Annotated in this window: 24 protein-coding genes; 17 read left to right on the top strand and 7 right to left on the bottom strand. The window is 40.9% G+C overall.

Annotated elements, in window-relative coordinates; genetic code table 11:
- Positions 1 to 399 precede the first annotated feature (399 nt).
- The gene (locus IGJ01_RS08895; protein WP_429969987.1) at positions 400 to 2,442 is read left to right on the top strand and encodes a glycosyl hydrolase 115 family protein; all 2,043 of its coding nucleotides are present in this window, start codon (positions 400 to 402) and stop codon (positions 2,440 to 2,442) included.
- An 85-nt stretch (positions 2,443 to 2,527) separates the two neighbouring features.
- Here IGJ01_RS08895 and IGJ01_RS08890 read toward each other — a convergent pair whose 3' ends face one another.
- Complete coding sequence (locus IGJ01_RS08890) at positions 2,528 to 3,040, bottom strand: GNAT family N-acetyltransferase (protein WP_400450936.1); 513 nt, start codon at positions 3,038 to 3,040, stop codon at positions 2,528 to 2,530.
- Positions 3,041 to 3,329: 289 nt separating this feature from the next.
- Positions 3,330 to 4,319 carry an AraC family transcriptional regulator gene (locus IGJ01_RS08885; protein WP_429969847.1) on the bottom strand — a complete coding sequence of 330 codons (990 nt, stop codon included), beginning with the start codon at positions 4,317 to 4,319 and terminating at the stop codon, positions 3,330 to 3,332.
- A 177-nt stretch (positions 4,320 to 4,496) separates the two neighbouring features.
- Between IGJ01_RS08885 and IGJ01_RS08880 the strand changes: the two genes are divergently transcribed.
- The 8 genes from IGJ01_RS08880 to IGJ01_RS08845 all read left to right on the top strand — a co-directional run bounded on the left by IGJ01_RS08880 (position 4,497) and on the right by IGJ01_RS08845 (position 13,303).
- Complete coding sequence (locus IGJ01_RS08880) at positions 4,497 to 5,774, top strand: PTS sugar transporter subunit IIC (RefSeq protein ID WP_400450940.1); 1,278 nt, start codon at positions 4,497 to 4,499, stop codon at positions 5,772 to 5,774.
- Between the two features lie 72 nt (positions 5,775 to 5,846).
- On the top strand, positions 5,847 to 7,313 hold the full coding sequence (locus IGJ01_RS08875) for a glycoside hydrolase family 43 protein (RefSeq protein ID WP_061054200.1): 1,467 nt from the start codon (positions 5,847 to 5,849) through the stop codon (positions 7,311 to 7,313).
- Positions 7,306 to 9,549, top strand: a complete 2,244-nt coding sequence (gene bglX / locus IGJ01_RS08870) for a beta-glucosidase BglX (RefSeq protein ID WP_429969988.1) — start codon at positions 7,306 to 7,308, stop codon at positions 9,547 to 9,549. The genes IGJ01_RS08875 and bglX overlap by 8 nt, the downstream gene beginning before the upstream one ends.
- Before the next feature lie 235 nt (positions 9,550 to 9,784).
- On the top strand, positions 9,785 to 10,489 hold the full coding sequence (locus IGJ01_RS08865) for a flavodoxin (RefSeq protein WP_061054198.1): 705 nt from the start codon (positions 9,785 to 9,787) through the stop codon (positions 10,487 to 10,489).
- Positions 10,490 to 10,957: 468 nt separating this feature from the next.
- Complete coding sequence (locus IGJ01_RS08860) at positions 10,958 to 11,839, top strand: LysR family transcriptional regulator (RefSeq protein WP_420657547.1); 882 nt, start codon at positions 10,958 to 10,960, stop codon at positions 11,837 to 11,839.
- 164 nt (positions 11,840 to 12,003) lie between these two features.
- On the top strand, positions 12,004 to 12,570 hold the full coding sequence (locus tag IGJ01_RS08855) for a flavodoxin (RefSeq protein WP_429969848.1): 567 nt from the start codon (positions 12,004 to 12,006) through the stop codon (positions 12,568 to 12,570).
- The gene (locus IGJ01_RS08850) at positions 12,539 to 12,883 is read left to right on the top strand and encodes a carboxymuconolactone decarboxylase family protein (protein ID WP_061054196.1); all 345 of its coding nucleotides are present in this window, start codon (positions 12,539 to 12,541) and stop codon (positions 12,881 to 12,883) included. Before IGJ01_RS08855 ends, IGJ01_RS08850 begins: the two co-directional genes overlap by 32 nt.
- Positions 12,884 to 13,303 (top strand): cupin domain-containing protein, encoded by a 420-nt coding sequence (locus tag IGJ01_RS08845; protein WP_061054195.1) that lies wholly within the window; start codon positions 12,884 to 12,886, stop codon positions 13,301 to 13,303.
- A gap of 211 nt (positions 13,304 to 13,514) precedes the next feature.
- On the opposite strand, the gene IGJ01_RS08840 is transcribed toward IGJ01_RS08845, so the two are convergent.
- Positions 13,515 to 14,369 (bottom strand): LysR family transcriptional regulator, encoded by an 855-nt coding sequence (locus tag IGJ01_RS08840; RefSeq protein WP_042890734.1) that lies wholly within the window; start codon positions 14,367 to 14,369, stop codon positions 13,515 to 13,517.
- Between the two features lie 117 nt (positions 14,370 to 14,486).
- Here IGJ01_RS08840 and IGJ01_RS08835 point away from each other — a divergent pair, with 117 nt between their 5' ends.
- From IGJ01_RS08835 to IGJ01_RS08800, 8 genes are all read left to right on the top strand, one after another.
- A complete protein-coding gene (locus tag IGJ01_RS08835; protein WP_430600972.1) occupies positions 14,487 to 15,401 on the top strand; it encodes an ACP S-malonyltransferase in 915 nt (304 codons plus the stop codon).
- A 5-nt stretch (positions 15,402 to 15,406) separates the two neighbouring features.
- Positions 15,407 to 17,053: a malonate decarboxylase subunit alpha gene (gene mdcA / locus IGJ01_RS08830; RefSeq protein ID WP_430600971.1), complete on the top strand. Its 1,647-nt coding sequence runs from the start codon at positions 15,407 to 15,409 to the stop codon at positions 17,051 to 17,053.
- 25 nt (positions 17,054 to 17,078) lie between these two features.
- A complete protein-coding gene (locus IGJ01_RS08825) occupies positions 17,079 to 17,378 on the top strand; it encodes a malonate decarboxylase subunit delta (protein WP_005226050.1) in 300 nt (99 codons plus the stop codon).
- Positions 17,368 to 19,050 (top strand): biotin-independent malonate decarboxylase subunit beta, encoded by a 1,683-nt coding sequence (gene mdcD, locus IGJ01_RS08820; protein WP_086299422.1) that lies wholly within the window; start codon positions 17,368 to 17,370, stop codon positions 19,048 to 19,050. The genes IGJ01_RS08825 and mdcD overlap by 11 nt, the downstream gene beginning before the upstream one ends.
- Positions 19,051 to 19,053: 3 nt before the next feature.
- The gene (locus tag IGJ01_RS08815; protein ID WP_016611804.1) at positions 19,054 to 19,647 is read left to right on the top strand and encodes a malonate decarboxylase holo-ACP synthase; all 594 of its coding nucleotides are present in this window, start codon (positions 19,054 to 19,056) and stop codon (positions 19,645 to 19,647) included.
- Between the two features lie 24 nt (positions 19,648 to 19,671).
- Positions 19,672 to 20,757 carry an acyltransferase family protein gene (locus tag IGJ01_RS08810; RefSeq protein ID WP_016611803.1) on the top strand — a complete coding sequence of 362 codons (1,086 nt, stop codon included), beginning with the start codon at positions 19,672 to 19,674 and terminating at the stop codon, positions 20,755 to 20,757.
- 12 nt (positions 20,758 to 20,769) lie between these two features.
- The gene (locus tag IGJ01_RS08805; protein ID WP_016611802.1) at positions 20,770 to 21,627 is read left to right on the top strand and encodes a triphosphoribosyl-dephospho-CoA synthase; all 858 of its coding nucleotides are present in this window, start codon (positions 20,770 to 20,772) and stop codon (positions 21,625 to 21,627) included.
- Positions 21,628 to 21,799: 172 nt separating this feature from the next.
- Entirely contained in the window at positions 21,800 to 22,843 is a 1,044-nt protein-coding gene (locus IGJ01_RS08800) for an AI-2E family transporter (protein ID WP_008379977.1), read from the top strand.
- A 71-nt stretch (positions 22,844 to 22,914) separates the two neighbouring features.
- Here IGJ01_RS08800 and IGJ01_RS08795 read toward each other — a convergent pair whose 3' ends face one another.
- The 4 genes from IGJ01_RS08795 to IGJ01_RS08780 all read right to left on the bottom strand — a co-directional run bounded on the left by IGJ01_RS08795 (position 22,915) and on the right by IGJ01_RS08780 (position 25,808).
- On the bottom strand, positions 22,915 to 23,391 hold the full coding sequence (locus IGJ01_RS08795; protein WP_008379975.1) for a GNAT family N-acetyltransferase: 477 nt from the start codon (positions 23,389 to 23,391) through the stop codon (positions 22,915 to 22,917).
- 177 nt (positions 23,392 to 23,568) lie between these two features.
- On the bottom strand, positions 23,569 to 23,793 hold the full coding sequence (locus IGJ01_RS08790; RefSeq protein WP_005235901.1) for a hypothetical protein: 225 nt from the start codon (positions 23,791 to 23,793) through the stop codon (positions 23,569 to 23,571).
- A 159-nt stretch (positions 23,794 to 23,952) separates the two neighbouring features.
- Positions 23,953 to 24,918, bottom strand: coding sequence for a Gfo/Idh/MocA family protein (locus tag IGJ01_RS08785; RefSeq protein WP_087664130.1), 966 nt, complete (start codon positions 24,916 to 24,918; stop codon positions 23,953 to 23,955).
- Positions 24,915 to 25,808: a MurR/RpiR family transcriptional regulator gene (locus IGJ01_RS08780; RefSeq protein ID WP_016620120.1), complete on the bottom strand. Its 894-nt coding sequence runs from the start codon at positions 25,806 to 25,808 to the stop codon at positions 24,915 to 24,917. Before IGJ01_RS08780 ends, IGJ01_RS08785 begins: the two co-directional genes overlap by 4 nt.
- Positions 25,809 to 25,898: the final 90 nt, after the last annotated feature.

Raw genomic sequence — 25,898 nt, 5'->3', positions numbered from 1 at the left:
ACTAAGCCCATGCTCTTATGAGTGTGGGCTTGTTTGCTGTACATATGATTAAACACGACAAGCTGAATAGGCATGGAAGATCATGTTCTACAACGACAAGATAAAACCTTAGTTAAAGGAAGACGGGGAAAAATCAAAAAAAACAAAGAAAGTCTGTTTTTTCGTTTTTTTCATCGACTTTCTCCATTTTTTTAGACAAGCTTTTCGCTTATTCTAAATTTATGAGCGGTATCAAAGTAAAAAGTTAACAAAACGTTTAGACCATTTGAAAATACCTTTGCAGAAAATAGTGACGAGAGATTTATGGCTGATAAGCAATTCGATTGCCTTTTACAACATAGTAGAAAGTTCTTTATTGAAGATAAAATAATAAACTATATAGATGAAACGGGTGATTACATGGAAACAACATTTTTCATTTCTAAAAATACTTCTGTTACGTCAAAACAGTTGGAAAATGAAGTGATTGGACATGCTTGCGAGATCTTGCAACGTGACATTTTAACCGTTGTGACAGACACGAGGAAGGCAAATAAAATTGAATTGGTTTTACTTGATGAAAAAAATGAAACGGATGCTTTTCATATACTTTTCGTATCGCCAGATAAAGTAAAAGTGTGTGCTGAAACACCGTTAGGATTAATGTATGGGGTTCTTGAAATCTCTCATAAAATTTTAGGTGTTCAACCCTTTTGGTATTTCATGGAGATTCCCCCAATAAAAAAGCCATTTATTGAATGGACAGGTTTTGACTTAACATTGCCTGATTTTGCAACGGACTATCGGGGCTGGTTCGTTAATGATGAGTTGCTGCTGGATCAATGGGAAGATAATGGTTCAAATGAATATGTATGGGAACGTATTTATGAAACATTGTTACGTTTAGGCGGAAATGTCATCATCCCTGGAACAGATAAGAACAGTCATAGACATCGAGAAAGTGCGCAAGCGATGGGGTTGATCTATACACATCATCATGCCGAGCCACTAGGCGCTGAGATGTTTGCTAGAAGGTATCCCAGTTTGAAGGCTTCATACGAGGAACATTTTGTGTTGTTTCAGGAATTATGGAAAAAAGCCTTACACGAGCAAAAAGGTACCAAGGTTATTTACACACTCGGTTTTCGTGGACAAGGGGATTGTCCTTTTTGGTCAGAAGATCTTGATCGACAGTGGTCTGCAGCGGAAAAAGCAGTAGTGATCAACGAAATCGTCCATCTACAATATCATATGGTTAAAGAAGTCGATCCTCATGCAGTATGCTCGATGAACATTTATGGGGAGATGACGGAATTATTTAATCTTGACTTACTTGAGCTTCCAGATGATGTGATTGAGATTTGGGCGGATAATGGTTATGGCAAAATGGTTTCTCGTAGACAAGGGAATCACGATCCACGAGATGAGGTGTTAACAAACACACCAAAACCAAATCAATCAAGAGGAATCTATTATCACGTTGCCTTTCATGATTTACAAGCATCTAATTTCTTGACGATCTTGCCTAATAGCCCAGAATTTGTTTCTAGAGAGTTAATGGCGGTTAGAGAAGTCAAGATGGATAAGTTTGTCTTAGTTAATACAGGTAACATAAAACCGCATATTTTGTTCTTACAAGAAATAGCGAATTTCTGGCGAGCAGATTATCAGTTACGAACCAATCAAGAGATAATTTTAGAGCATGTAACACAATACTATCAAAATCAGCAAGAAGAGATCCAAGCTGTCTATGAAGCTTACTTTGAAGCGGTTATCCGCTATGGAACACATGAGGATCAAACCGCTGGGGATGAGTTTGCCTGTTATTTGATTCGAAAAATTATTCAATCCTGGCTCAAGCAAGAAACAAAAATTCCGAGGTTAGAATGGTTGATGGGTGATCGGAAAATCAAGGAGCAAGTCACAGAAATTTTCTCTATGATAGGAGAAAAGATAGTAGCCTGGGAGAATCTATTGCTGAGATGCCAGCAGATTACATTATCCCTTCAGGATAAAAATCCGGAAAATGCTCGCTTTTTTAATGATATTTACCTCTCAGTAGCCGTTCAATGCAAAACATTAAAAGCACTGCTCCGTTTGTTAGACGCTTATCAGATGATTGATCGGGAAGAAATGGTTTTTGTATTTGTAAAAGTTTTCGATGCGTTAGAAGAAATCCATCAACTAATTCAAATACTGAAAGAAAATCCAAGTGATACATGGTATGATTTTTATGAAAACGATGGCTATACCAACCTAACATTGACAAAAGAGATGATTAAAAGTCTGTTGTCTTACATTCGCATCATTGGCGATGGTCCAGATCAAGACCAGTGGGAGAGAAAATATATTATGGACTCCACTGAATCAAGAGTTATGTTGCTTTCAAATACTAAAAAAGCGTTGACGGATGAAAAGTTAGCAAGAAAAATCAGAGTAAGTTTTAGAAAAGTTCGTAAATAATATTAATTTGAGATGAAACGCCATTCAAAAGTTAGACTTAATATCTTACTTTTGAATGGCGTTTCATCTAGTATGCAGTTTTTTATTAGAATTCATTAGGCGTGTTGGCCAATTCTAGCACCATATTATACCAAGCAACACCTGCATGTTGTGATTCTGACAGTCCTTCTAGTTGATAGCCATGCTTTTTGTAATATGGAATCAATGATTCTAAACAAGTTAAGGTGATTCCTTTTCTATTTTGAAGACGACATTGTTGTTCAAGAACTGACAGTAGTTTACTACCAATCTGGCAGTTTCTATAATCAGGAGCGACAGCTAAGCTAAGAATACTTTGGTAGCCACCAAAAGGCTGATTAGGACGAGTACTTTCAAAAAGATCGTCAGAGAGATAACGTTTAGAAATAATGGGTCCTACAACGTAGCCGATCGGATAATCCTTTTCATTTACTGCAACAATAAAACTGTCACTTATTGTAAGTATACGATCCATCATCGCAGATTTGGATGCTGCTTCATCCGCTGTAAATCCTGCATTTTCAATCTGCATGATTTGATCAATATCATCTTCTTTTGGTGGTCTGAAAAAAACGTTCATTCAATCACTCCTATAATATTTAGGAATAGTTTATCATATAATGATCCTATTAAAATCCATCTTACGCGCTTCTATTTTATTTTTGCTTGTCTAACGTTTTTTAACATAAATGCGTTGACTTTTTCGCCACATATTTGAGGAAAATCGAAAGATAAATGGAAAAGTCGTTAATAAATTATTGTTTACAACTTTCTTTCAAACTCTTTAATAAGCCTTAGAAATTTTATATGGAAAGATAATTAAAAAAAAGATTGGAGAGCCTTAGTGGTAAATCAACTTTATGATTTATTCAAAAATGAAGCTTTCTTCTTGTACCAGGAGTAATGCCATATGTTTCTTTAAATTTTTGGTAAAAGAAATTAATATTCTCAAATCCGACTTGTTGCGAAATATCAACGATATCCATGTCAGTTGAAAGTAAAAAACGATCAGCTGCCAAGATACGTTGATTGATTACAAGTTTTTTGTAAGAATAGCCGGTGTTTTTTTTTAAAAGATTGGACAGATAATTAGGATTAAGGTTGAATTGTTTCGATAATTCTGTCAAAGTCACATTTGCATAATTTTTCTCAATGTATTTCAAAATTGGAACAATCGGGCTCTTTCGATATCGATCAGAACGATCCGTATAAGAGTCTTGATAGATATTCACAAGATCCGAAATGATCAAACTCAACAACCCTTCACAAATGTCGGTATATGCTGTTGAACGATCGAACCATTCGCATAACAACTCTTTAAAAAAGAACTGTAGACGTGTCCTTGTTTCTGAAGCAAAATGAATAAATCGATCATGTTTCATTCCATGAGTGATGGCTTCAATAAAAAATGAAGTCAAAACGCTGTCCGAGGAAAAACGGTTGAAGAAATTTGCAGTTAAATAGTACTTGGGAATAATCAAATTAATGAGAATATCATTTTCGCCAAGCGGTTCAATCTTGTGAACAGTGTTTGCATCCATCAGCAAAATTTGCCCTTCATACAGAAAATGTGGCTCATTGTTAATGATCTGCTGACATTTTCCAGCATACATATAATTAAACTCGATCCAATCATGGCAGTGAATCGGATAATTTTGAAAACGAGAATGCCGTTTTATAAAAAAAGGCTGTTCTTGCGTAATCATCTGTGAATTTGTCAGTTCCATGCAAAGAACTTCTTGACCATTGACAACTACTTTTTTATAGTCGGAATAATCAGGTTTCAAATTTCCGTTTCGATACGCCTTTTCATGATTAGAAACCTTACGGATCAGCCTGTCTAGGGATAAATGGTCCATCGTTGCGCTCCTTTTTTATCGATTTTAACAATCAAGAATCAAGTAGTCAAATCTGTGTTTTTGTCAAAAACAAGTCAGGAATTGATATTCGCTTTCGCTAAAGAGTCTGTTATATTGATAACAAGTTGAAATTGAAGGCGCTATCAAATCAACAATAAATGATTGGAAGGAAATATTATGAAAGAAAAAATCACAGGTCATTTCGATAAATTAAGTCCTTTTTTTGACAAATTAGGCAACAATGCTTATTTAAAATCGATCTCCGGGGCGATGATGGGGACACTAGGTCCTATTTTGATCGGCTCGATCGCTGTTTTACTTCTAGTATTACCTAATAGTCTTCCAGCACTTTCATTTTTAGCTGGTTTCGCAAATGTTTTTAGCAAACTAAATCAAATAACTATTGGCTCGATGGCTGTTTATGTCGTGGTATTAATGGCTTATCATTTAGTGAAAAATCTACGTCCGACAGAAGATGGTATTTCTGCTGCTATTATCGCATTGCTTAGTTTCTTTATCATTACCCCTCTAGGTACAACGACGGATGAAGTCAGCGCAATTCCAGCTACTTGGCTAAGTGCACAAGGAGTATTTTCCGCAATGATCGTTGGTTTGGTAAGTGGAAGGGTATATATTTGGCTGAAAGACAAAGGTTGGACAATCAAAATGCCAGCAGGTGTACCTCCTATGGTAACAAAAGTGTTTGAATCAATTTTACCTACGATTCTTATCAGTGTGCTCTTCATTGTACTAAATTCACTCTTTGAAGCAACCAGCTTCGGCAACATGCATCAGTTTGTTTACAGTATCATACAAGAACCGCTTCAAGGGATCGGAGGATCAATCAGTGCAGTCATTCTGATCTCACTGATTCAACAGGTTTTGTGGTTTTTCGGTATTCATGGAACAAATGTCGTTATGCCGATCGTTCAAGCCCTGTGGATGGCAATGGACGTCGAGAACTTAAACGCTGTTGCGGCAGGCCAAACACCGCCAAACATTACTGGCTATGCATTCTTTATGATCATAACTTGGAGCGGTATGGGCTTAGGATTAGCATTATTAATGCTGCGAGCGAAAAGCAAGCAGTATCGAGAAACAGGGAAAGTCGCAATTGTTCCAGCTCTTTTCGGAATCACTGAACCATTGATTTTTGGTACGCCTTTGGTATTAAACTTTAAATTAGCGGTACCATTCATTACCAATAATAGCATTGCTTTAATTTTAGCTTATGTTTTAACACATTTTGGATTTGTCGCTCGTTTTACTGGTGTTACTGCCATTTTCGGTTTACCAATTGGGTTCCATGCTGCTGTTCAAGGGAAACTGTCGATTATCATCTTACAGTTGTTCATTCAACTGATTTTGTCCCCAATACTATGGTATCCGTGGTTTCGAAAGCTGGATAAAGAAACCTATCAATTGGAACAAGCCGCATTGAAGGAGCAAGTGTAAACCCGAAAAAGAAAGCGGCTAGTGTCGCTTTCTTTTTTCTATGTGGCAATACAAAGAGAAAAGAGGAGCACAATGAAGTATACCAATCCGGTTATCAAAGGATTTCATCCTGATCCGAGTATTTGTTTCGATGGAAAATCATACTATTTAGTCTGTTCAAGTTTCGAATATTTTCCTTGTCTGCCGATTTTTAAAAGCCAGGATCTACTCAATTGGCAATTTAAACAGTATGCGATTGATTGTCCAGATCATATCAATCTGAAAGAAATCAGCAACTCGATGGGACTTTTTGCCCCAACGATCCGCTTCTTTGAGGAAACATATTTTCTGATATGTACAAATGTCACTCAAGGGAATTTCATCTGCCATACGAAAAACCTTGACCATGGCTGGTCTGATCCAATCTGGATCAATTGTCCTTTTGGGATCGATCCCTCGCTTTCATTTATTGATGGCCGATTTTTCTTCCAACTTGCTGCATCAATGAAAGGGAAAAACAGCATTCTACAATTTGAAATCGATCCTTACAGCGGGAAAATGCTGACAGATCCGGTAGAAATCAGCCAAGGGTGCGGTGGACGCGACGCGGAAGCACCACATCTTTTCAAGAAAGACGAATGGTACTATCTTATATTGGCGGAAGGTGGCACAAGAGAAGGACATATGGTAACGATTCAAAGAAGTAAATCAATCAATGGTCCATATGAAGGAGCAAGTATGAATCCTATCCTCTCGAATAGAGATATCAAGTCGCCGCTTCAAGCCGTAGGGCATGCAGATTTCTTTCAAGATAAAGAAGGTTTTTGGTGGCTGACAGCTCTTGCGACTAGGCCCAAACGTCATTTTACCCTGCTTGGTCGTGAAACGATTCTATTACCTGTAGAGTGGATTGACGGTTGGCCAGTTGTCAACCAGACAGGGAACGCATCGGTTGAAGTTGAAACAGATCGTTTTTCAAAGAGCGTTAAGCAGCGGAATGAACCGGTACCTTTTCTCTGCAAGAAGTTGCAGAGTGTACGTTTGCCAATTGATTATACGTATGATACTGATTTGGTCATTGATAACTTACCGACCCGTTTAGGAACTTCTAAGGACGAGCCCATTGCCTTTTTGTCCTTAAGTCAAGCTGATACTGACTGCTGCTTTGAAACGACATTGATGGTTGACGAATGTCAGGAGGGAACTTTTGGCATAGCAATCTATAAGGATGACCTGCATTTTTGCCAATTCGGATTGCGAAAAACAAAACACCAAACAGAGCTTTTTTCCAGCAAAATCATCTTCGATTTACATCTGCATCGATCCAATAATTTAAAAGATAGAAACAGACTGACCCTGAAATTATCTGGAGACAGCAATAGCTACAATCTGCTGATTATAGATGGAACGAGTACTGTAGTGTTTAAAGATCAAATCGCTGTACGTCATTTTACAAACGAATGTTCTGACTCAAAATTTACCGGTGTCCAGTTAGGAGTTTTTGCAGAAGCAGCTACAGGAAAGACTCGCTTTATCACACCAGAACTAAGATATCAATAGAAAAAACTATGCGAGGAGTAATAATATGAAAAATCAAACACTGGTACAATTAGTCAACCAACTGACCTTAGATGAAAAAATCGGCCAATTGGTGCAGTTATCTGGAGAATTCTTTCACGGAAGCGATTTGTCTTTGGGTCCTCAGCAAAAACTTGGCATCGAACAACAAACCATCGATGTTGTCGGTTCAGTACTAAATGTCACAGGGGCTCAAGTAACTCGAAAGATTCAAACAGACTACTTAAGAAAAAGCCGACACAAAATCCCTCTATTGTTCATGGCAGATATCATTTATGGATACCGAACAGTCTTCCCGATTCCTCTAGGATTGGGAGCAACATGGAATCCGGCGTTGATTCAAAGCGCCTACCAAGCCGCAGCCCAAGAAGCAAGAGCGGCTGGCGCGCATGTAACTTATGCACCGATGGTCGACTTAGTACGCGATGCTCGCTGGGGCCGATGCTTGGAGTCGACAGGAGAGGATCCGCTGCTAAATGCTGATTTTGCGAAAGCGATGGTAGAAGGCATTCAGCAGGAAAAAGGGGGGGATCTGTTCGGAATCGCTGCCTGTGTTAAACATTTTGCTGCTTATGGAGCAGCAGAAGGCGGACGCGATTATAATACAGTTGATATGAGTGAACGCAAACTGCGTCAAGACTACTTAATCGGCTATAAAGCGGCTGTCGAGGCTGGATGCAAACTAGTCATGACTTCTTTTAACACGTATGATGGTATTCCCGCTACTGCTAATCAATTTCTGATCAAACAAATTCTAAGAGAAGAATGGCAGTTTGACGGAGTCGTTATTTCGGATTATGCAGCTGTTCAAGAATTGATTCCTCATGGGATTGCTGCGGATGATCGAGAAGCGGCCAAATTAGCGATCGAAGCAACAAATGACATCGATATGAAAACCCGCTGTTATGCGAAAGAGCTTCGTCCGCTGCTGGAAAGCGGTGCGATTGATCAGCGGTTGATCGATGACGCTGTGTATCGTGTCTTGAAACTTAAAGAGGATTTAGGGCTGTTTGAAGATCCTTTCCGTGGCAGTTCAGAAGAAGTAGAGGCTCAAATACTTTTATCCGAAGAGAACCGGCAACTTGCACGAAAAGTTGCCTCCGAAGCGATCGTTTTATTGCAGAATAAGCAAGAGGTACTTCCTCTTACTCCAAACAAAGAGAAAATATTACTCGTTGGTCCCTATGGTGACAACCAAGCAATGATTGGTTTATGGGCAGTACACGGAAAAACAGGGGATGTCACAACATTAAAAACGGCGCTCCAAAATGCAGTTACGGAAAAATATGTTCATTACGAACCAGGTTGTCCGCTTTTAGAAGATGATTCTATACTTGGAGACTTTGGCTATACTGCCAGCGGCAATTCCTCATCAGCTGCACAGCAAGATCTTTGGCTGAAAGAAGCGTTGAAATCTGGCACTGAGGCAGACATTATTCTTTTTGCTATGGGGGAACACAGTTTGCAAAGTGGGGAAGCTGGCAGTCGAACGGACCTTCATTTACCAGCTGTTCAAAGAGCTTTTATTAAAAAAATTACCGCTCTTGGTAAAAAAAATATCTTGATCAATTTCAGTGGTCGCCCACTGGTGCTAAAAGAAGAAACAAAACAAATGGATGCAATATTACAGGCATGGTTTCCTGGTACAGAAGGAGCACAAGCAATCGTTGATATACTTTTTGGGAAGGTCAATCCTTCTGGTCGTTTAAGTATGAGCTTCCCAGAAGATGTAGGGCAGCTGCCACTTTACTACAATCACTTCAATACTGGAAGACCATTGAACAGCAAGACACATACAGGACGTTTCGTTTCGAAGTATCTGGATTGCTCAAACGAGCCGCTCTTTCCATTTGGTTATGGGTTGAGTTTTGGGGAAGCATCATACCATTCGTTAAAATTGAGTGATTCAACCATGAATGAAACGTTGGAAGCTGAAATTACGATCCGCAACAATTCTGCTTACTCCAGATTGGAGACAGTCCAGCTTTATATCAGAGATCACGTTGGATCGGTAGTTAGGCCTGTGAAAGAATTAAAGAAATATCAAAAAATCTCTTTGTCAGCTTATGAAGAAAAAACCGTTCAGTTCACAATAACAAAAGAAGATCTTTATTATTATCAAAAAGACATGAATTATGGCGTCGAACCAGGAATGTTTACTTTGTTTATTGGAAAAAATTCATCTGAGGGCGAATCAACAACTTTTGAACTTCTCTGAATTTCCTTCGCTGGCCCAGATTAAACACTGAAAAACAAGATAGAACAATAAGAGATGAGACTTGGGAGAGCTGTAGAACAACAGGAATTGTTTTACGGCTTTTCATTGTGTTGATTTTGTGAGAAATTGGTAAAAGAAAATCTAAAAACGCTTCTAGCGTATTGCCCTAAAGTACACTTCAGGAAATATACTTAAAAAGTCAATCTGATTGATAATAAGAAAAAGGGGTAATATGATGAAAAAAATTTTGTATGGAATACTTTTTTTAGTGATCTTTCTCACCGGATGTGGTCAATCACAAAATGAAGAGACAGAAAATGGTGCGACGACTGACAATACAGCAGAAGTTGATGGTCTAGAAAGTGAACAAGTAGGGAATGGAGGGGTAGAAGCTACGATTGCCATAGCATACTTTACACGTCCAGAGAATTTAGAACAAGAGCCTGAGATCGAAGCTGTTTCAAGAGCCAGTTTTAATATAGTAGACGGTGAACTCGCAGGAGATGTGCGCATTTTGGCTGAAATGATCGCAGAGGAGACAGGTGGTGAAATATTCTCCATTCAGACAGTATCAGGCTATCCAAATATTTATGATGAACATACAGCTACAGCCACTGTAGAGGTGGAAGAGGATGCGAGACCAGAATTGATAGAGAATACTGAAGAACTAGAAAATGCAGACGTTCTTTTTATTGGATTTCCTATTTGGTGGAACCGGGCACCGAGAGCTATTTTAACATTTCTTGAATCAAATGATTTTAGCAACAAACAAATCGTTCCATTTGCAACACACGGTGGTAATGGATTAACAAATAGTCAAAATGAATTGGAATTGCTATATCCAGACTACGAATTTCTCCCAGGATTTGGGGTAAGAGGGGGAAATGTGGAAGCGTCTGAAACGAACCTGCAGGATTGGCTAACGGAAATTGGATTCTAGCTATTTCTTTAGGTATCAGCAGATGGATGATACCTTTCTTGAAAAATAAAATGAAACATAATATTGTTATGGTAAACTAAATTTAATCGGAAGTCACAGCTACAATGAAGGAACATAAGGATCTTCATCGCAGCTGATTTGTAAAAAAAATCTATTATTAACTTGCTACATGAGCTTGTATAGATATTTAGACTATCTCGGGTAAGAATAAGCATAACAAAAACCCACTTATCCTACGTCAAATGCCATAAAATAAATAGCTGATAAACCTGTTCGTTTGTGCGAACAGGTTTTACATGTCATTCCATAAAACGATCTTCTTAAAATTCTACAGTCTTCTCCGCTTTTTTAGCATGATTCGCTGAATTAGCGATTCTTTGTTATTATTAAAAATGAATAGACCAAGAAGTAGGATGATTCTTTTCATTGCTAAGAGTTAAAATGTTGCAAAAAAGAGGAGGCGATTTAGTGGAATTTCGTTTATTAAAATATTTCTTCACGATTGCAGAGGAAGGGACAATTTCTCAAGCTGCAGAAGTGCTCCACATCACCCAACCGACATTGAGCCGTCAATTAAAAGAATTAGAAGATGAATTAGGAACGGCTCTTTTCATTCGTGATAATCGTACAATGCTCTTAACGGAAGCAGGTCGTTTTTTAAGAAGCCGTGCCGAGGAGATATTGAGTCTAACGGATCAAACCTTGCAAGAGTTTGAAGCTCGTAAGAAACAGTTGTTTAGTGGTCATTTCACAATTGGCTGTGTGGAAGCAGATAATTCCGACACGCTTTCTTTGATGTTGGAAGAATTTATCAGTGACTATCCAGATGTCCGCTTTCATATTCACAGCGGCACAGGAGATGATATCAACGAGCGTTTGGAGAAAGGCTTATTGGATTTGGCGATTTTGATCGAACCTATCGAGATCGAGAAATACGAAAAAATCGTTCTACCAAGAAAAGAGACTTGGGGCATACTGACATCGGCTGATTCTTTTCTCGCCCATAAAGAGGAGATCACACCAGAAGATATCAAAGGGGTGCCTTTGCTAGTGTCAAGGCGCCCGGAAGTTCAGCAAATGTTCAGTCAATGGTCAAAAATACCAATAGAAGAATTACCGATCGTTGGAACATATAACTTGATTTTCAATGTCTTTTCCTTAGTAGAAAACCATGTTGGTTCGGCGTTGACCATCAGCGGAGCTGTCGGAGAACGTAGGGATGAAACGATCAAATTTTTGCCTTTAGTCCCTCAAATCGAAACCAGCTGTGTCTTGGTGTGGAAAAGAAATCGTGTGATGTCGCCGGTTGTGACGGCGTTCATTGCCCGCTTTCGTGACGCTTTTGAATAATTGCATCCTAAAAGCCAAAAGAAGTGGAGTGATCCGCTTCTTTTGGCTTCCACCTCTCCCTATGCTTCGTAAGCATAGGGACTTTTTATAGAAAGCATTATTCAACGGCTCCGCTTTGCCTTACTATTAAATATACCAAGAAGAGAAACCAAGGAGGTGACAAAATGCCGGCAATACTTGTGTATTCACGAGCAGGGGAGAATCTTATTGAAGGGCAGCGAAAAAAGCTGATAGTGGGAAATACGCGGGTTCTAGCAGAGAAAATAGCAGAGAAATTACAATGCCCGCTTTATTCTCTTGAACCGACTTATCCTTACCCTGAAAGCTATCAAGCAATGGTCGAGCTAGCAAAAAAAGAAAAGGCGGCTAATGATTTCCCCCTCTATCAAGAGGTATCGACAGCGTTTTTTAATGAACGGGTCTTGTTTATCGGTTTTCCCAATTGGTGGGGCACATACCCGATGATCCTAGCGAGTTTTTTAAAAGATCACCGATTGGAAGGGAAGATTATTTTTCCGTTTTGTACTCATGAAGGCTCAGGATTCGGCAATAGCATTGAAGACTTTAAAAAGACTTGTCCTGATGCAGTTGTTTATCCTGGATTAGCTGTTCGTGGTTCAAGAGTAGCTAAAGCGGATATAGCTATTCAAAATTGGTTAAATCAGTATTTCATTAAAATAGATGAAGGAGTCGATCGATATGGTCAAGAAACAAACAGCAGGAAGAGATAACTTAGGCAACTTTGCGCCGAAATTCGCGCAACTGAATGATGATGTGTTATTTGGTGAAGTTTGGTCACGTGAGGCAGAATTGGCTCCTCATACGAGAAGTTTATTGACGATATCTGCCTTGATTTCCGGTGGCAATTTTGAACAGTTGACTGCCCATTTGACGATTGGCAAGGAAAACGGGATCACTGTAGAGGAAATTGCAGAAGTAATCACTCATCTGGCTTTCTATGTTGGCTGGCCCAAAGCTTGGTCTGCTTTTAACATCGCCAAAACGGTTTATCAAGAAGAGTTAGCAGAAGTGGAGGAAAAATAAATGTCAAAAGCTGATGCAGCAAAAGAAGCAGGAATCTTTTTATTGGGCAACACAAATGATGCCTATGCGCAATATTTTAGCGGTCAGAGTTACTTGAATCCGTTAGTAGCTGATCCAGCGATTCCAGTCAACATTGGCAATGTGACCTTTGAACCGGGTTGTCGCAACAATTGGCATCGGCATATCAATGGTGGGTATCAATTGTTGTTGGTGACCGCAGGAAAAGGCTGGTACCAAGAAGCAGGTAAGAAACCGCAAAAACTTACTGTTGGGGATGTCGTAGTCATCAAGGAAGGGGTCAAACATTGGCATGGTGCAGCAAAAAATAGTTGGTTTGCCCATGTAGCGATTACTGCTGGTGCTTCAGAATGGTTAGAAGCAGTCAGTGATGAAGAATACGATCAATTGCCTGACGCATAAGTGATGGTAAGGCAGCCGTACTTGAAGGCGTGTAACAAATCTTATGAGGTCTCACCTGACTGGCAGCCAATACTGTGGCTAGTCAAAAGAGATCGAAGAGATCAATGTGAATGAATGTACGGTCGATTCGATGATTCAACCGGGGTAAATAGGAAAGAAAAAAGAAGCGTCCACTTGCACAACTAACGTGCGAGTGGACGCTTCTTTTTGTTTAGCCAAGATAAAATTCAATCAAGGTTTTTGCAATCAATTTTGTCATAGGATGACCTTTCGTAAAGCTTGATGCCAAATAGATCGTCCTTGATAAGGGAAAATCTGCTAGTTCACGTAAAACGAAAGGTGCCTCATCTTCATAACCCCAAGTAATTTTAGGAAAGAAGGTGATTCCTAGTCCTTGATTGATAAGGGAGCGCAGCGTCGCTGGATCGTCCGTCGTTGAGCCGATAGTCAAACTGATTTTTTTTGCTTCAAAAGCTTCGTCGATGGTTCTACGCAGCGGGCTGTTTTCAACCAGCATCAGCAAAGGCACGTGTTGGATATCGGCAACTTGCAAGTCTTTTTTTTCTGCCATGGGGTGCTTTTGGGGGATCGCCAGTAAGATGGGTTCCGTGAATATCGGCAGATTAGTCAAGCCGTTCTTTGGCTCTGAGGTAATGTAGAAGGCTTGTTCTTTGTTGGTCTCCTTACTGCCGTGCTGCTTGATCGAAAGTTGGATCTCAGGGTGCTTTTCAACGAATGTCGCCACCAAGTTAGGCAAGGAAACGGATGCGACTTCAGAGTAGATCGTCACCGCCGGGACCATTTCTCCATTTAAGGCTTGGATCGCACTCATTCCTTCGTCGAAACGTGCTAACGTCTCAACGACATAGGGATAAAATTCTTCAGCATACATCGTCAACTCGATATGCCGACCGGCATGATAGAACAAAGGAACGCCTAGTTCACTTTCTAGGTGTTTCATGGCACGGCTCAAGGCAGGTTGTGAGATGTATAATTCTTGTGCAGATTGGGTAATATTTTTCGATTCGGCTACTTTTTTAAAGTAGCGTAAATGATCAAGGTTCATCAGATACTCCTCTTTCCATACCTTTTGGTTATGGATATTCACGAAACTGGTATTTTTTATTATAACAAACTTCCGTTATTATGACACAGGAAAGAGAAATTGTTTAGGAGGTGTTTCATGAGTACAGGTTTCTTATACCCAGGACAAGGCAGTCAGACCAGCAAGATGCTTGAGGACGTGCCTGCCAGTTATTTCCATCGGCTAGAACAGGCGACAGGCTTTGATTTACACCCTGTATCGGGGGATCTCAAACAAGATACCGTCTCTATTCAGTTGGCCCTTTTAGTAAAAGCGGCTTTTTACACGGACCAGATGAAAGCATCTGGTGTGCAACCTCAGCTTGTGGCGGGGCATTCGATTGGCGCTTTTTCCGCTGCGTTAGCTTGTGAAAGCTTAAGTTTCGAAAACGCCGCTAGCTTGGTCTATCATCGGGCGACACTGATGAAAGAAGCCTATCCGACTGATTATGCCATGGGGGTACTGGTTGGTGTAACGAGAAGTGAAGCAGAAGCGCTCGTGGCAAATACATTTGATCCTGCTGCTCCCGTCTATTTATCAAATGAAAATTGCCCCATGCAGCATACGATCTCTGGTCATATCAAAGGCTTGCGCAAGACGCTAGCTCAAGCGAAAGATTATCATGCGCAAACCGCCAAACTTTTAGCAGTGCCTGTCCCGTCCCATTGTGTGTTGATGGCAGAACTCGTGAAACGGTTTGCGCCATTTATGAACACGGTATTCCTTGATGTGCCTATCTGTCCCTACCTCAAAAATACGGATGGTCGGATGACCATGAACCCTGAAGAGATCCGTCGAGATTTGCTGCAAAATATTGCTTTTCCGGTGCAGTGGAACAAGATCATGGATGTTGCCTACGAAGCAGGACTTGATTTGGCTCTTGAATTTCCTCCGGGCAATACCTTAACAAAACTGATCCAAGCAAAATTTGGTAAAAACAAAGCGATCCGTGTGATCAATTTGGATCAACATGGCATGGATGATGCTTTATTCCTATATCAAAAATGGAGATGAATACAATGGAAAAACCTGCAAGAAACTGGGCAAGTAAACGTGAAAAGAAAGCCCAAATCATGAAAAAAATCGAGCATCTTCTCGATGGAAAATATGTCCCAACGGAAGCAATCATTGAAGTCTTAGAACAGTTGATCCGTCCGGGAGACAAAGTGGTCCTTGAAGGCGACAATCAAAAACAAGCAAGCTTTCTATCAAAAAGCTTAGAACAAGTCGATGCTCAAAAAGTCAACAATTTGCATATGATCATGTCGAGTATCTCCCGTCCAGAACATTTGACGATATTTGAAAAAGGCATTGCAGCGAAAATCGATTTTTCTTATGCAGGCGCACAAAGTACGCGCGTTGCCCAAATGATTGAAGACAAAACCATGAAATTAGGGGACATTCATACGTATTTGGAATTATATGGTCGCTTATTTATCGACTTGATTCCGAATGTGGTCCTTGTGGCGGCGGACAAAGCCGATCGCCAAGGAAATCTTTATACAGGTTACAATACGGAAGAAACACCAACGATCGTCGAAGCAGCAGCCTTTAAAGATGGGATTGTGATCGTCCAAGTTAATGAAGTGGTCGATCGTTTGCCGCGGGTCGACATTCCCAGCGATTGGATCGATGTCGTCGTGGTAGCAGACCAACCGTATCAATTAGAAGCCCTCTTTACGAGAGATCCGCAAAACATTACGGAATTACAAATTTTGATGGCGATGATGGCATTAAAAGGAATCTATGCAGAACATGAAGTACAATCGTTGAATCATGGGATCGGTTTTAATACCGCTGCGATCGAGTTACTTTTACCAACCTATGGAGAAACCCTTGGAATCAAAGGAAAAGTAGCGAAAAACTGGGTCTTGAATCCTCATCCAACGATGATTCCAGCTATCGAATCTGGTTGGGTCGAAAGCATCCACAGTTTTGGTGGGGAAGTTGGTATGGAAAAATACATTGCCGCTCGTCCAGATGTATTCTTTGTAGGAAAAGACGGCACGATGCGCAGCAATCGAGCATTATCCCAAACTGCAGGTCAATATGCCATCGATATGTTTATCGGTTCGACCTTACAACTGGATTATCAAGGAAATTCTTCTACAGTGACGAAAGGCCGCTTATCTGGATTTGGTGGTGCACCAAATATGGGGCATAATCCGGGGGGCCGTCGGCATTCGACTCCAGCTTGGCAATCCTTGCGGGATGAAACAGATCCTTTAGCAAAAGGACAAAAATTAGTCGTTCAAATGGTTGAAACGTATGGTTCCAATAAAAAACCTGTTTTTGTAGAAACGTTAGATGCGTTGGCTGTCCAAAAGCAAGCTGGTTTAGCCAATGCCCCAATTATGATCTATAGCGAAGATACGACGCATATCGTGACAGAAGAAGGCATCGCTTATCTTTATAAAGCAAACTCAAAAGAGGAAAAACAAGCAGCAATCGCAGCCATCGGTGGTGTAACCCCACTAGGAATGACCAGCACAAAAGCTTCTCTGGATGCCTTGCGCAAAGCGGGAATCGTGAAATTACCAGAAGACTTAGGGATCAAACGCAGTGATGCCAAACGATCATTGCTAGCAGCTCAAACCGTTGATGATTTGATCGAATGGTCCGATGGGTTGTATGAACCGCCAATGAAATTCAGAACGTGGTCTTAATAAGAGCAAGAGGAGAGAAGAAGAGATGGAAAAATTAGCTTATACGTATCAAACAACGAAACCAGTCACCAAAAAAGTCCATGTTGGCGTGGTTGGTTCTGGTGACTTGGAAATTCTGCTTTTTCCAACAGACAAACAAGAAACCACCGTTTCAGTTTGTACAGGAAGTGATGGCTTTGGCGATGTGTGGCAAAATGTCTTGACACGTTTTTTTGAGCGCTATCCAATCAGTGCGCAAATAGTGATCAACGACTTTGGCGCCACTCCCGGTGTGGTTTACCTACGATTAACCCAAGCAATGGAGGAACTAGCAGATGAAGAATAGTTTTGTAGAATTAAATGCCCGAGAACGGGTGCACGCATTATTGGATGCCAAGAGCGGTCGTGAATTGATCGATCCATTCGACCAAATGATCGCACCCAATCTGGTGGCTCAAGACATCGTGCCACAAAGCGATGATGGGATCGTTGTTTGCCGTGGAACGATTTCTGGAGAAAACGTGGTCGTGATCGCTATGGAAGGAAAATTCCAAGGTGGCGGGATCGGTGAAGTTTCTGGTGCTAAAATCATCGCGGCATTGACTCATGTGTTGGAAGAAAACCAAAAGGGCAATCCGATCACACCGATCATCATCCTCGATACTGGTGGCGTACGCCTCCAAGAAGCGAATTACGGCTTATTGTCGATTGCAGAAATCGGCAATTTGATCGTTGCAATAAAATCGTATGTGCCAGTGATTGGCTTAGTGCCAGGTCGGGTGGGTTCTTTTGGCGGTATGTCGATTACCTCAGCACTTATGAGCTACTTGATAGCGACGAAGAAAGCCCGTATCGGTTTGAACGGTCCTGAAGTCATCGAACAAGAAGCTGGCGTGAGAGAATTTGATTCCAGTGATAAAGATTTGATTTGGAATACCATTGGCGCCAAACAACGTTTGGCAGCACAAATGATCGATGAACTAGTGACTGACAGTGTCGAATCGATCCAAGAAGCTGTGATTGCGGCGATGGTTGAAAAGAAAGACAGTCATCGCAGCGAAAAAAGTGGTTTTTATCTTTCTCTTTTAAACGAACTTGATCTATCAAAGCCGCTGGCTATCGAGGCATACAATAAGGCTCTTGCAACGCATAAAGCAACTGAAGTGGCACCTATTACTGTAACAGAAGGCCAAGAAGCTGCTGCTGACAGTATCGGTTATCATTGGTTTTCAGCATTGACGAATCTGCAGTTCCCAACCTCAACTAGTGCAACTGTCTATGCAGCTGCATCTGACCTTTTTACTGAAGAAGTCGTTGTTACAGCGATCGTGCCAAACCCAACTAATCCGATGTATCGGGTACGCAATGGAGAAGTTGGTTTAGTCGAAGGGTACGAGATGGGCCACCTGTTAGAAACTGTTTATCAAGAAGACAAAGAGAAAGCAGTCAAACGACCAATCATTGCGGTCATCGATGTCCCTAGCCAAGCGTATGGCTACAATGAAGAATTGATTGGTATTCATGCAGCTTTAGCAAACAGTGCGGCAGCTTATGCCAAACTACGCCAAGCGGGTCATCCAGTGATCGGTTTTATCGCTGGTAATGCGATCTCTGGGGCTTTCTTAGCGCATGGCTTGCAATCAAGTCGTCTGATCGCACTAAATAGTGAAAAAATCACTGTTCAGGCAATGTCAAAAGAAAGTGCAAGTCGGGTCACCAAACGGTCGATTGCCGCGATTGAAGCCGCTGCGGAAAAAGTACCAAGTATTGCTTATGATATCAAAAATTATACGAAACTTGGGGCAATCTTCACTTTCTTATCCTCCATTACGGATCAGTCTGTCACCTCTGAAAGCAAAGCGACTGTAATTGAAGCGATTAATGAGGCGATTGATGATGTGCGTAAAACGAATGACACGATGTTGACCAGTCGCTACACCAATCCGATCGCTAAAAAGAGCGGCCGGCTGGAAACGAATAACGTATTTGAAAAAATGAATGCAGAATGGAATGAGTAACGAATGAACCGTGCCCACGATATCGTTCAATTAGATAAAGAAGTTCTTGATATGATTGATATTCCGAAATGGTTTTCTGAAAAAGAACAGCTTTTTGCGACCGTCCGTCGTGGGAAACCCAGCAACCCTAGCTATTTACCCGTGGGGTTGCGCGGGGAAAAGCGGCAAGAACGGTTTGCCTTTGAGGCACCCTGTAACATGATCAAACGAACGATCCATCCTTGGGAATTGACCAGTCGTGAGAGCTTCCGATTCAATGAAGTAGCCAATTATCCAGTTTACCGCAGCTATCAAAAAGCACGGCTTTTATTGAAGTACTATTCTTGGGGAATTGGTGGCAGTTTGGGTTTTGAATTAGCTGCAAAACAGGCAGCAATCAAGCCGACAAGTGATTTAGATCTGTTGCTTTATGCCGACACGAAAGAAAAGCTGCCATTGGAACTATTGGAAAAGCAGGCAGCCTTTTTTCAACAGATCGATGTTCAAGTTATCACAAAACAAGGCGGGTTTGCCTTAAAGGAGTATTTGGAACATCCATCAAAAAAAATCTTAGTAAAAACAGACGAAGGGCCAAAACTCACCACTGAGATTTGGTAATTATTAGAAAAGTGAGCGAAAAACATGTTTGAGAACAACGATTTAAAAATCAACATCAGTGATTTCCAAAAAGTATTTGCCGTGACAGCAGTAATGATGCAAACGATTTTGACTTTTGCCTTATCCAATACCCAAGATGAAAAGACTGCAGCATTCATCGGTACCTTTTATGTCTTGGTGAAATTTACCGCACCCCTGTTTATTTTTGCTATTGTTTATAACATGGTTAAGACAAGTCAACATCTGTCTTATCTAGAATTTTTGAAAGAAAAGTTTTTTGAACTTGTCGTGCCATATGTGCTTTGGACGACGGCTTATTTATGGCTCTTTCCCGCTGTCCAACAAGGAAAACCTTATACTGATACAGCAACGTTTTTACTGAAATATGTGACGGGGGATGCGGCGCCACACTTGTGGTATACGATCATGATGCTGCAGATCCAATTGTTGATGCCGTTTTTTGTCTGGTTAGGTTACAAAGTGTTGACGAAGAAAAAAGCTGTTTGGCCAGTATTGATCGTCGCAACTGCTTTGTATGCCGCTTGGTATGTGTTTTATGATCGCCAAGTTTTTGAAGGACCGCATCATGAAAACTGGTATTTATTGGATCGGTTTGTCTTTAGCTTTGCGATCTATGGGATCTATGGCGAAGCCGCTTTGATTTATCACGAAACTGTCTATCGCTTCCTATACAAGATTCGCTATGCTTTCTTGCCAGTGGGTTTAGCATTGGGGCTATTATCTGCCAATCATCTGCTACATTATGCAGGTGATCTAAGTTTCGCTCATGCACCGTATTTAAATACATTGCAAAGCTTATATAGCTTAGTATTGATTTTTGCAGTCTTTATGTTTGGGTCAACTATGATCAAGAACAATGCCCCTCAGTTAGGGACATTTAAGTGGCTATCTACTTATGCGTATCGAACCTATCTTGCCAATGTTTTTGTCTTTCAAGTTTTGTTGCTATGCTTCAAAGATTTGTTGCTGCAACTGCCAATGGGCATCATGATCATCGTCGCTTATTTGGCAACTGCCAGCTGTGGTTTTTTAACAAGCTATGTTTTGCATGTTTTATGGGTAACGATCAAAGGTCAAATCAAAAAATAGAGGAGGAGTTGGATGTTTGCATTTGCTGTAGAAGAAAATTGTCGACGACTCGCCCAATTGGTAGAAGAAGCCTTGATTGCAGAAGTGACATTGTCCCCAAAACCTGGGTTAGTGGATGCCATTGATTCAGGTGCCCATCACGATATGGATCAAGCACTCTTTCTGCGATCAGCTCGAGCATTGACGCCATACTTTGAAGAAATGGCCTTGGTGTCTTGGGGAAGCAGCATGTCTCAAGAGTTGCGGGAAGCAATCGCTGCAATCGGTCGGAAGGCAGAACAGGCGATGTTGGCAGCCACTGGTGGCATCAACACTCATAAAGGAGCCATTTGGGCATTAGGCTTGCTCATCAGCGCCGTCAGTAGCCAACTTAGTCGCAAACAGCGGATTTTTTTGCCAGAAGTCTTTTCTGACATCCAGCTTCTCACTGCATTTCCTGATCATGCGCTGACTCAACAAACGGAAAGTCATGGCAAAACTGTTCAAGCCAAATATGGACATCTCGGTGCGTATGGGGAAGCTGCTGCTGGGTTCCCCCATGTTCAAATCGCTCTAGCGGATTATTTTTCTCGGGATTGTTCCAATGAGACTGAAAAAAGGCTCCACATGCTGTTGGCGATCATCGCTACACTGGACGATACGTGTATTTTATACCGCAGCAATCAAGAGGTACTGGCACTGGTTCAGCAACTCGCACAAAAAGCCAATCAGCAAGCGTTGCCGAACCCAGCATTTCATGCACTAGCAGCCTTCTGCCAGTCAGAAAATGTGTCTCCAGGCGGCAGTGCTGATCTGTTGGCTGCCAGCTTCTTTTTATTGTCCATCAACTCGGTTTTACCCGTAAACGAAGGAAAGACCGTTTACCAATAACTCTTTTCCTTAGAAGAAAGCCAACGATTCTTCTAAGGATTTTTTGTTTCATTTTTTCGCTCGATTAAGAAAAATAAAATCTCTTGCTATTTGCATAGTTTAATGATTAGATAATTCTTAGGCACTACTGAAATGCTTCGTTGCTCCATTGCAACGAATAAAGGAGTTACAGATGAAATACTATAATGCTTTTCTTCAAAATCTTGTGTTGCGGCGCTGGACGGTCCTGTTTATGCTTGCGGGCATTCTTTTTTTGTTTCGCAGTATGATGACCATTCTTTTGCTGACCTTTATCTTTACGTATCTGATTTATCGGCTGGTTCTTTTGCTCCATCGAAAAAGTCATCTGCCCATTAAGCTTACGAGCATCCTGACTTACAGCTTGATTGTTTTTATTCTTTATTTAGTAGCAACAAATTATGTACCAATCATCATCAAACAATCCGTCCAATTAGTCAATTCCGTTGCTGATTTCTACCAACGGACAGACTCCAACAATGAATTGATCGAATATGTCTTGAATTTATTGCAAACCAGTGAATATATTCAGAAATTACAAAGCGGCGTTCTAGTCGTGATCAATTATCTGTATAATTTCGGTGAGTTGGCATTGACGGTGCTGATCTCATTTCTGCTTAGTTTCTTCTTTATGATCGATAACAAAAAGACCGTTGCGTTTTCTCGGCTATTTTTGCAAGGGCGAGGGGCGTGGTTCTTTGAAGATGTTTACTATTTAGGAGCTAAGTTTACGCGTGCTTTCGGAAATGTGATTGAGACGCAGTTGGTGATCGCCTTAGTTAATACAGCAATCACTGTCTTCGCCTTAGCGGTGATGGGCTTTCCGCAGCTGTTGAGTTTGGCGTTGATGATTTTCTTTCTCAGCTTGATTCCTGTTGCTGGTGTGATCATCTCGTGTATTCCATTGACGTTTATTGCGTATTCTATCGGCGGATTTAATGACGTGATCTACATTCTATTGATCATAGTGTTTGTTCATGCGTTGGAATCCTATATCTTAAATCCCCGCTTGATGGCCAATAAAACAGAGATCCCGATGTTTTACACGTTTATTCTCCTGTATCTTAGCGAACATCTCTTTGGCTTGTGGGGCTTGATCATCGGGATCCCATTGTTCACCTTCTTTTTAGATTTAATGAATGTGAAAGAGATTCCGCGATTGCGTAAAAAAACCGATGACACCTTGCAGGACCAATAAAAATGATTGCTGTAAAGGATGGCAATTGATAGAAAAAACCATCTCTGCCGATGAAAGGCGAGATGGCTTTTTTATTTCGCAGCAATTTTTTTCGTAAAGGAGACAAAGCAGATTGCTGAAGAGGTGCTTTGAAACCTGCCTGTTTGGGAATACCCCAAAGAATGATAAAAGTGAACCAGCTTGGGTTCTTGCAGGATCGTATTCAAATGTATCGTATCTGTTTGTACGTTCCTTTCAATCAAGGTCATTGCTTGTCTACCGATCCCGCGGTTCTCGTAGGAGGGAAGAAGGGCGATGGAAGATAGCTTCGTCGTATGCTCCTGCTCAACCGTCAGTTTTAGGAAGCCCACGGTTTTCTGAGCGGTCATGATTAAATAATAAGTGGTATTCGACGCAGAAAACTTTGCGTTTAGCTTCTCAAAACTTTGTAAATAGGGAGAAGTTTCTCCATCTTGATAACGGAGAAAGAGAGATTTGAAGGCAGCTTTTTGTATCAAGTAGATAGAAAGTAAATCGGAAAGCTTCGCTTCTTTAAGCTGAATGAGCATGCACACCTCCATAAAAAGTCAGACATCATTTGTTGAAAGACATTGATTCGGTATAGAAGGTCCTGATGAAAAAGCCATCGAAGAGCAGTCTTTCATTGGCTCGTTTCCGTTTTGATCCTTCCCTCAACCAGAGGTTCAAAAACGAAGAGATCCGCAGGGCTTCGTGCCAACGGTGTTTTATTGAAAAAGATCATTTATCGATGTAACCAAGTCGTCATAGGTTTGACCGGTAGCGATTGCATAAACGGAAAGCAAAAAGACGAGGGCTGCTGCCAGCACGTAAAAAATTCGGAGGCGATAACCGTCACCTGTCCGGCGATTTTTTACAAAAGTAAAAATCGTCACAGCTAGATAAGCGAAGGTCAATAAACAAATAAGATAAGTAATAATTTCTGGTGTCATGGGCGTTTTCCTTTCTTTTTCTATTTGTATAAAAATATACTCAATAAATATAATATAACCATTTCGATACCGTCAAAGAAAGCGCTCAATTTTTGATACAAAAAACTGACCGAGTGGTAGCCACTGGTCAGTTCTATTCAAAAACGATGGGTCATGATCTTAATTGTCTTTTTTTTCCGCATCTAGCAAGCTTCTTAGTTCATCTGCTAAAGCGATACAGGCAATACTATCCGTTAAGGACATCAGGGAATTTTCGAGTTGTCCTTGTGCAAGAGCGGTGTGAACTGCTTGAATCTCTGAATGGAAATCATCGATCTCGTACCCAATATCATAGACCGTGTCTTCTTGGTCAATCGTCACGGTAAAAGAAGCGGGGCGATGGAAGTTGGGGATCGTGATTTTCCCTTTTGTTCCTTGTAATTCCGCCACCGTCTCTTTTGTTTGGTCAAATCCAGTCTCAATCACTGCAACAAAGTCTTCACTGACAAAGCGTGCTTCAACATAGGTATCAACCCCAGTTTCATAAAGGCTGTAATCGATCATTTCGGCAGTTAAATTTTCTGGTGAAAAATCTTGGATAAAGGCTAAGTTATAGATCCCCATATCCAGTAAAGCACCCCCTTGTTTTGGCAGATAATGGTAAGAACTGCCTTCGACTGGTAAATGGCGGCGAAAAGTAGTCGTGACACTTGTTAGCTCACCGATATGACCACCATCCACAAGTTCTTTTAGTTTGCGATACGCTGGGGTGAAGCGTGGCTTCATAGCTTCCATAAAGAAGACTTCGTGTGCTTGAGCTTGTTTTTGTACATCGCGCATTTCTTGTGCAGTCAAGGTTGCTGGTTTTTCACATAAAACAGCTTTTTTCGCTTGAAAGGCTTTGATGATCCATTCATAATGATACAAATGTGGCAAAGCAATATAAACGACATCGATAGTTGGATCATCTAATAGGTTTTGGTAGTCATCAAAGACGGCATCACACGGAAATTTTGCTTGAAACGCTTGCGCTTTTTCCATCGTACGACAAGCAACCCCATAAAGCTGGGCGTCTTGAAAATTTTCTAAACTTGCAGCAAAGCGATTGGCGATATTTCCGGCACCAATAATTCCCCAATTGATCATTTCATTTCCCTCTTTTCTTCAGTTGACGGGTATTCTGAGAGAATCCCTGATTCCAAAACAGATTGTTTTTTTCTTAACTCGACAATATTTTTTTGATATTCTTTGGCATACAGCAAGGCAAACAGTGAATCTAAAATATACTCAAAGGCGACCTGTGAAGAAAAGGTACCGACTTTGAGAAAATCACGTTCATCATGAGAAGCGATGATCGCATGGGTCGCTAATGGGATGATTTTCGCATGGGCGTTGCCAGAGATTACGATCACTGGTACCCCAACATCACGAAAGTGTTGCATGATTTTTTCGTATTGTGTATTTTTCCCACGATAGGTAATAAACACGGCACAATCATTTTGCGTGACGTTCGATGCATTCCACGCATCATCCCCATATTCATCCGCAATGATCAGATACTTATTGATTTTGACCAACTTATTTTGAAAACTTCTTGCCCGGATCTGAGAATCACCGCGAGCAAATAAGAAAATCCGCTGCGCAGCTTCCAACGATTGCACCACTGCTTCCATCGTTTCTGGGGCAACCTGAGCATGAGTTTTGTGGATCGAGTTGATCGTTAGATCGGCCATTTTTTTCAAAATATCAGGTGTTTGATCCTTGGGCGAAAAGGGAAAATTCGCGTCAACAAAGGTTGGATTGAACATCTGATTATGGGCAATTTCAGCCAGACCTAAGCGAAAACTTTTAAATCCTTCATAACCCATCTTTTTGGCTAGACGAATGACGGAAGAGTGGGATGTGTACGTATGCTTGGCGATGACTTCAATCGTCAACGAAGGCACATCATTGATATTTTGCAAAATATAATCGGCAATCCGTTTCTCCGTATTGGTCAATCCTTCTTGAAGCCGTAATTTATCTCCTAATAACATCAAACCACCTCTTTCTAATCATAGCCTAGGACAAAGAAAACCAAAAGCAAAAACTGCGCCTGTTTGGCAATTTGGTAAAAATGTTCAGAA

This window comes from Enterococcus sp. AZ089 (assembly GCF_050547225.1).
In the GTDB taxonomy this organism is placed as follows: Bacteria; Bacillota; Bacilli; order Lactobacillales; family Enterococcaceae; genus Enterococcus_D; species Enterococcus_D entomosocium.
This window is presented reverse-complemented; position numbering and strand designations above follow the sequence as displayed.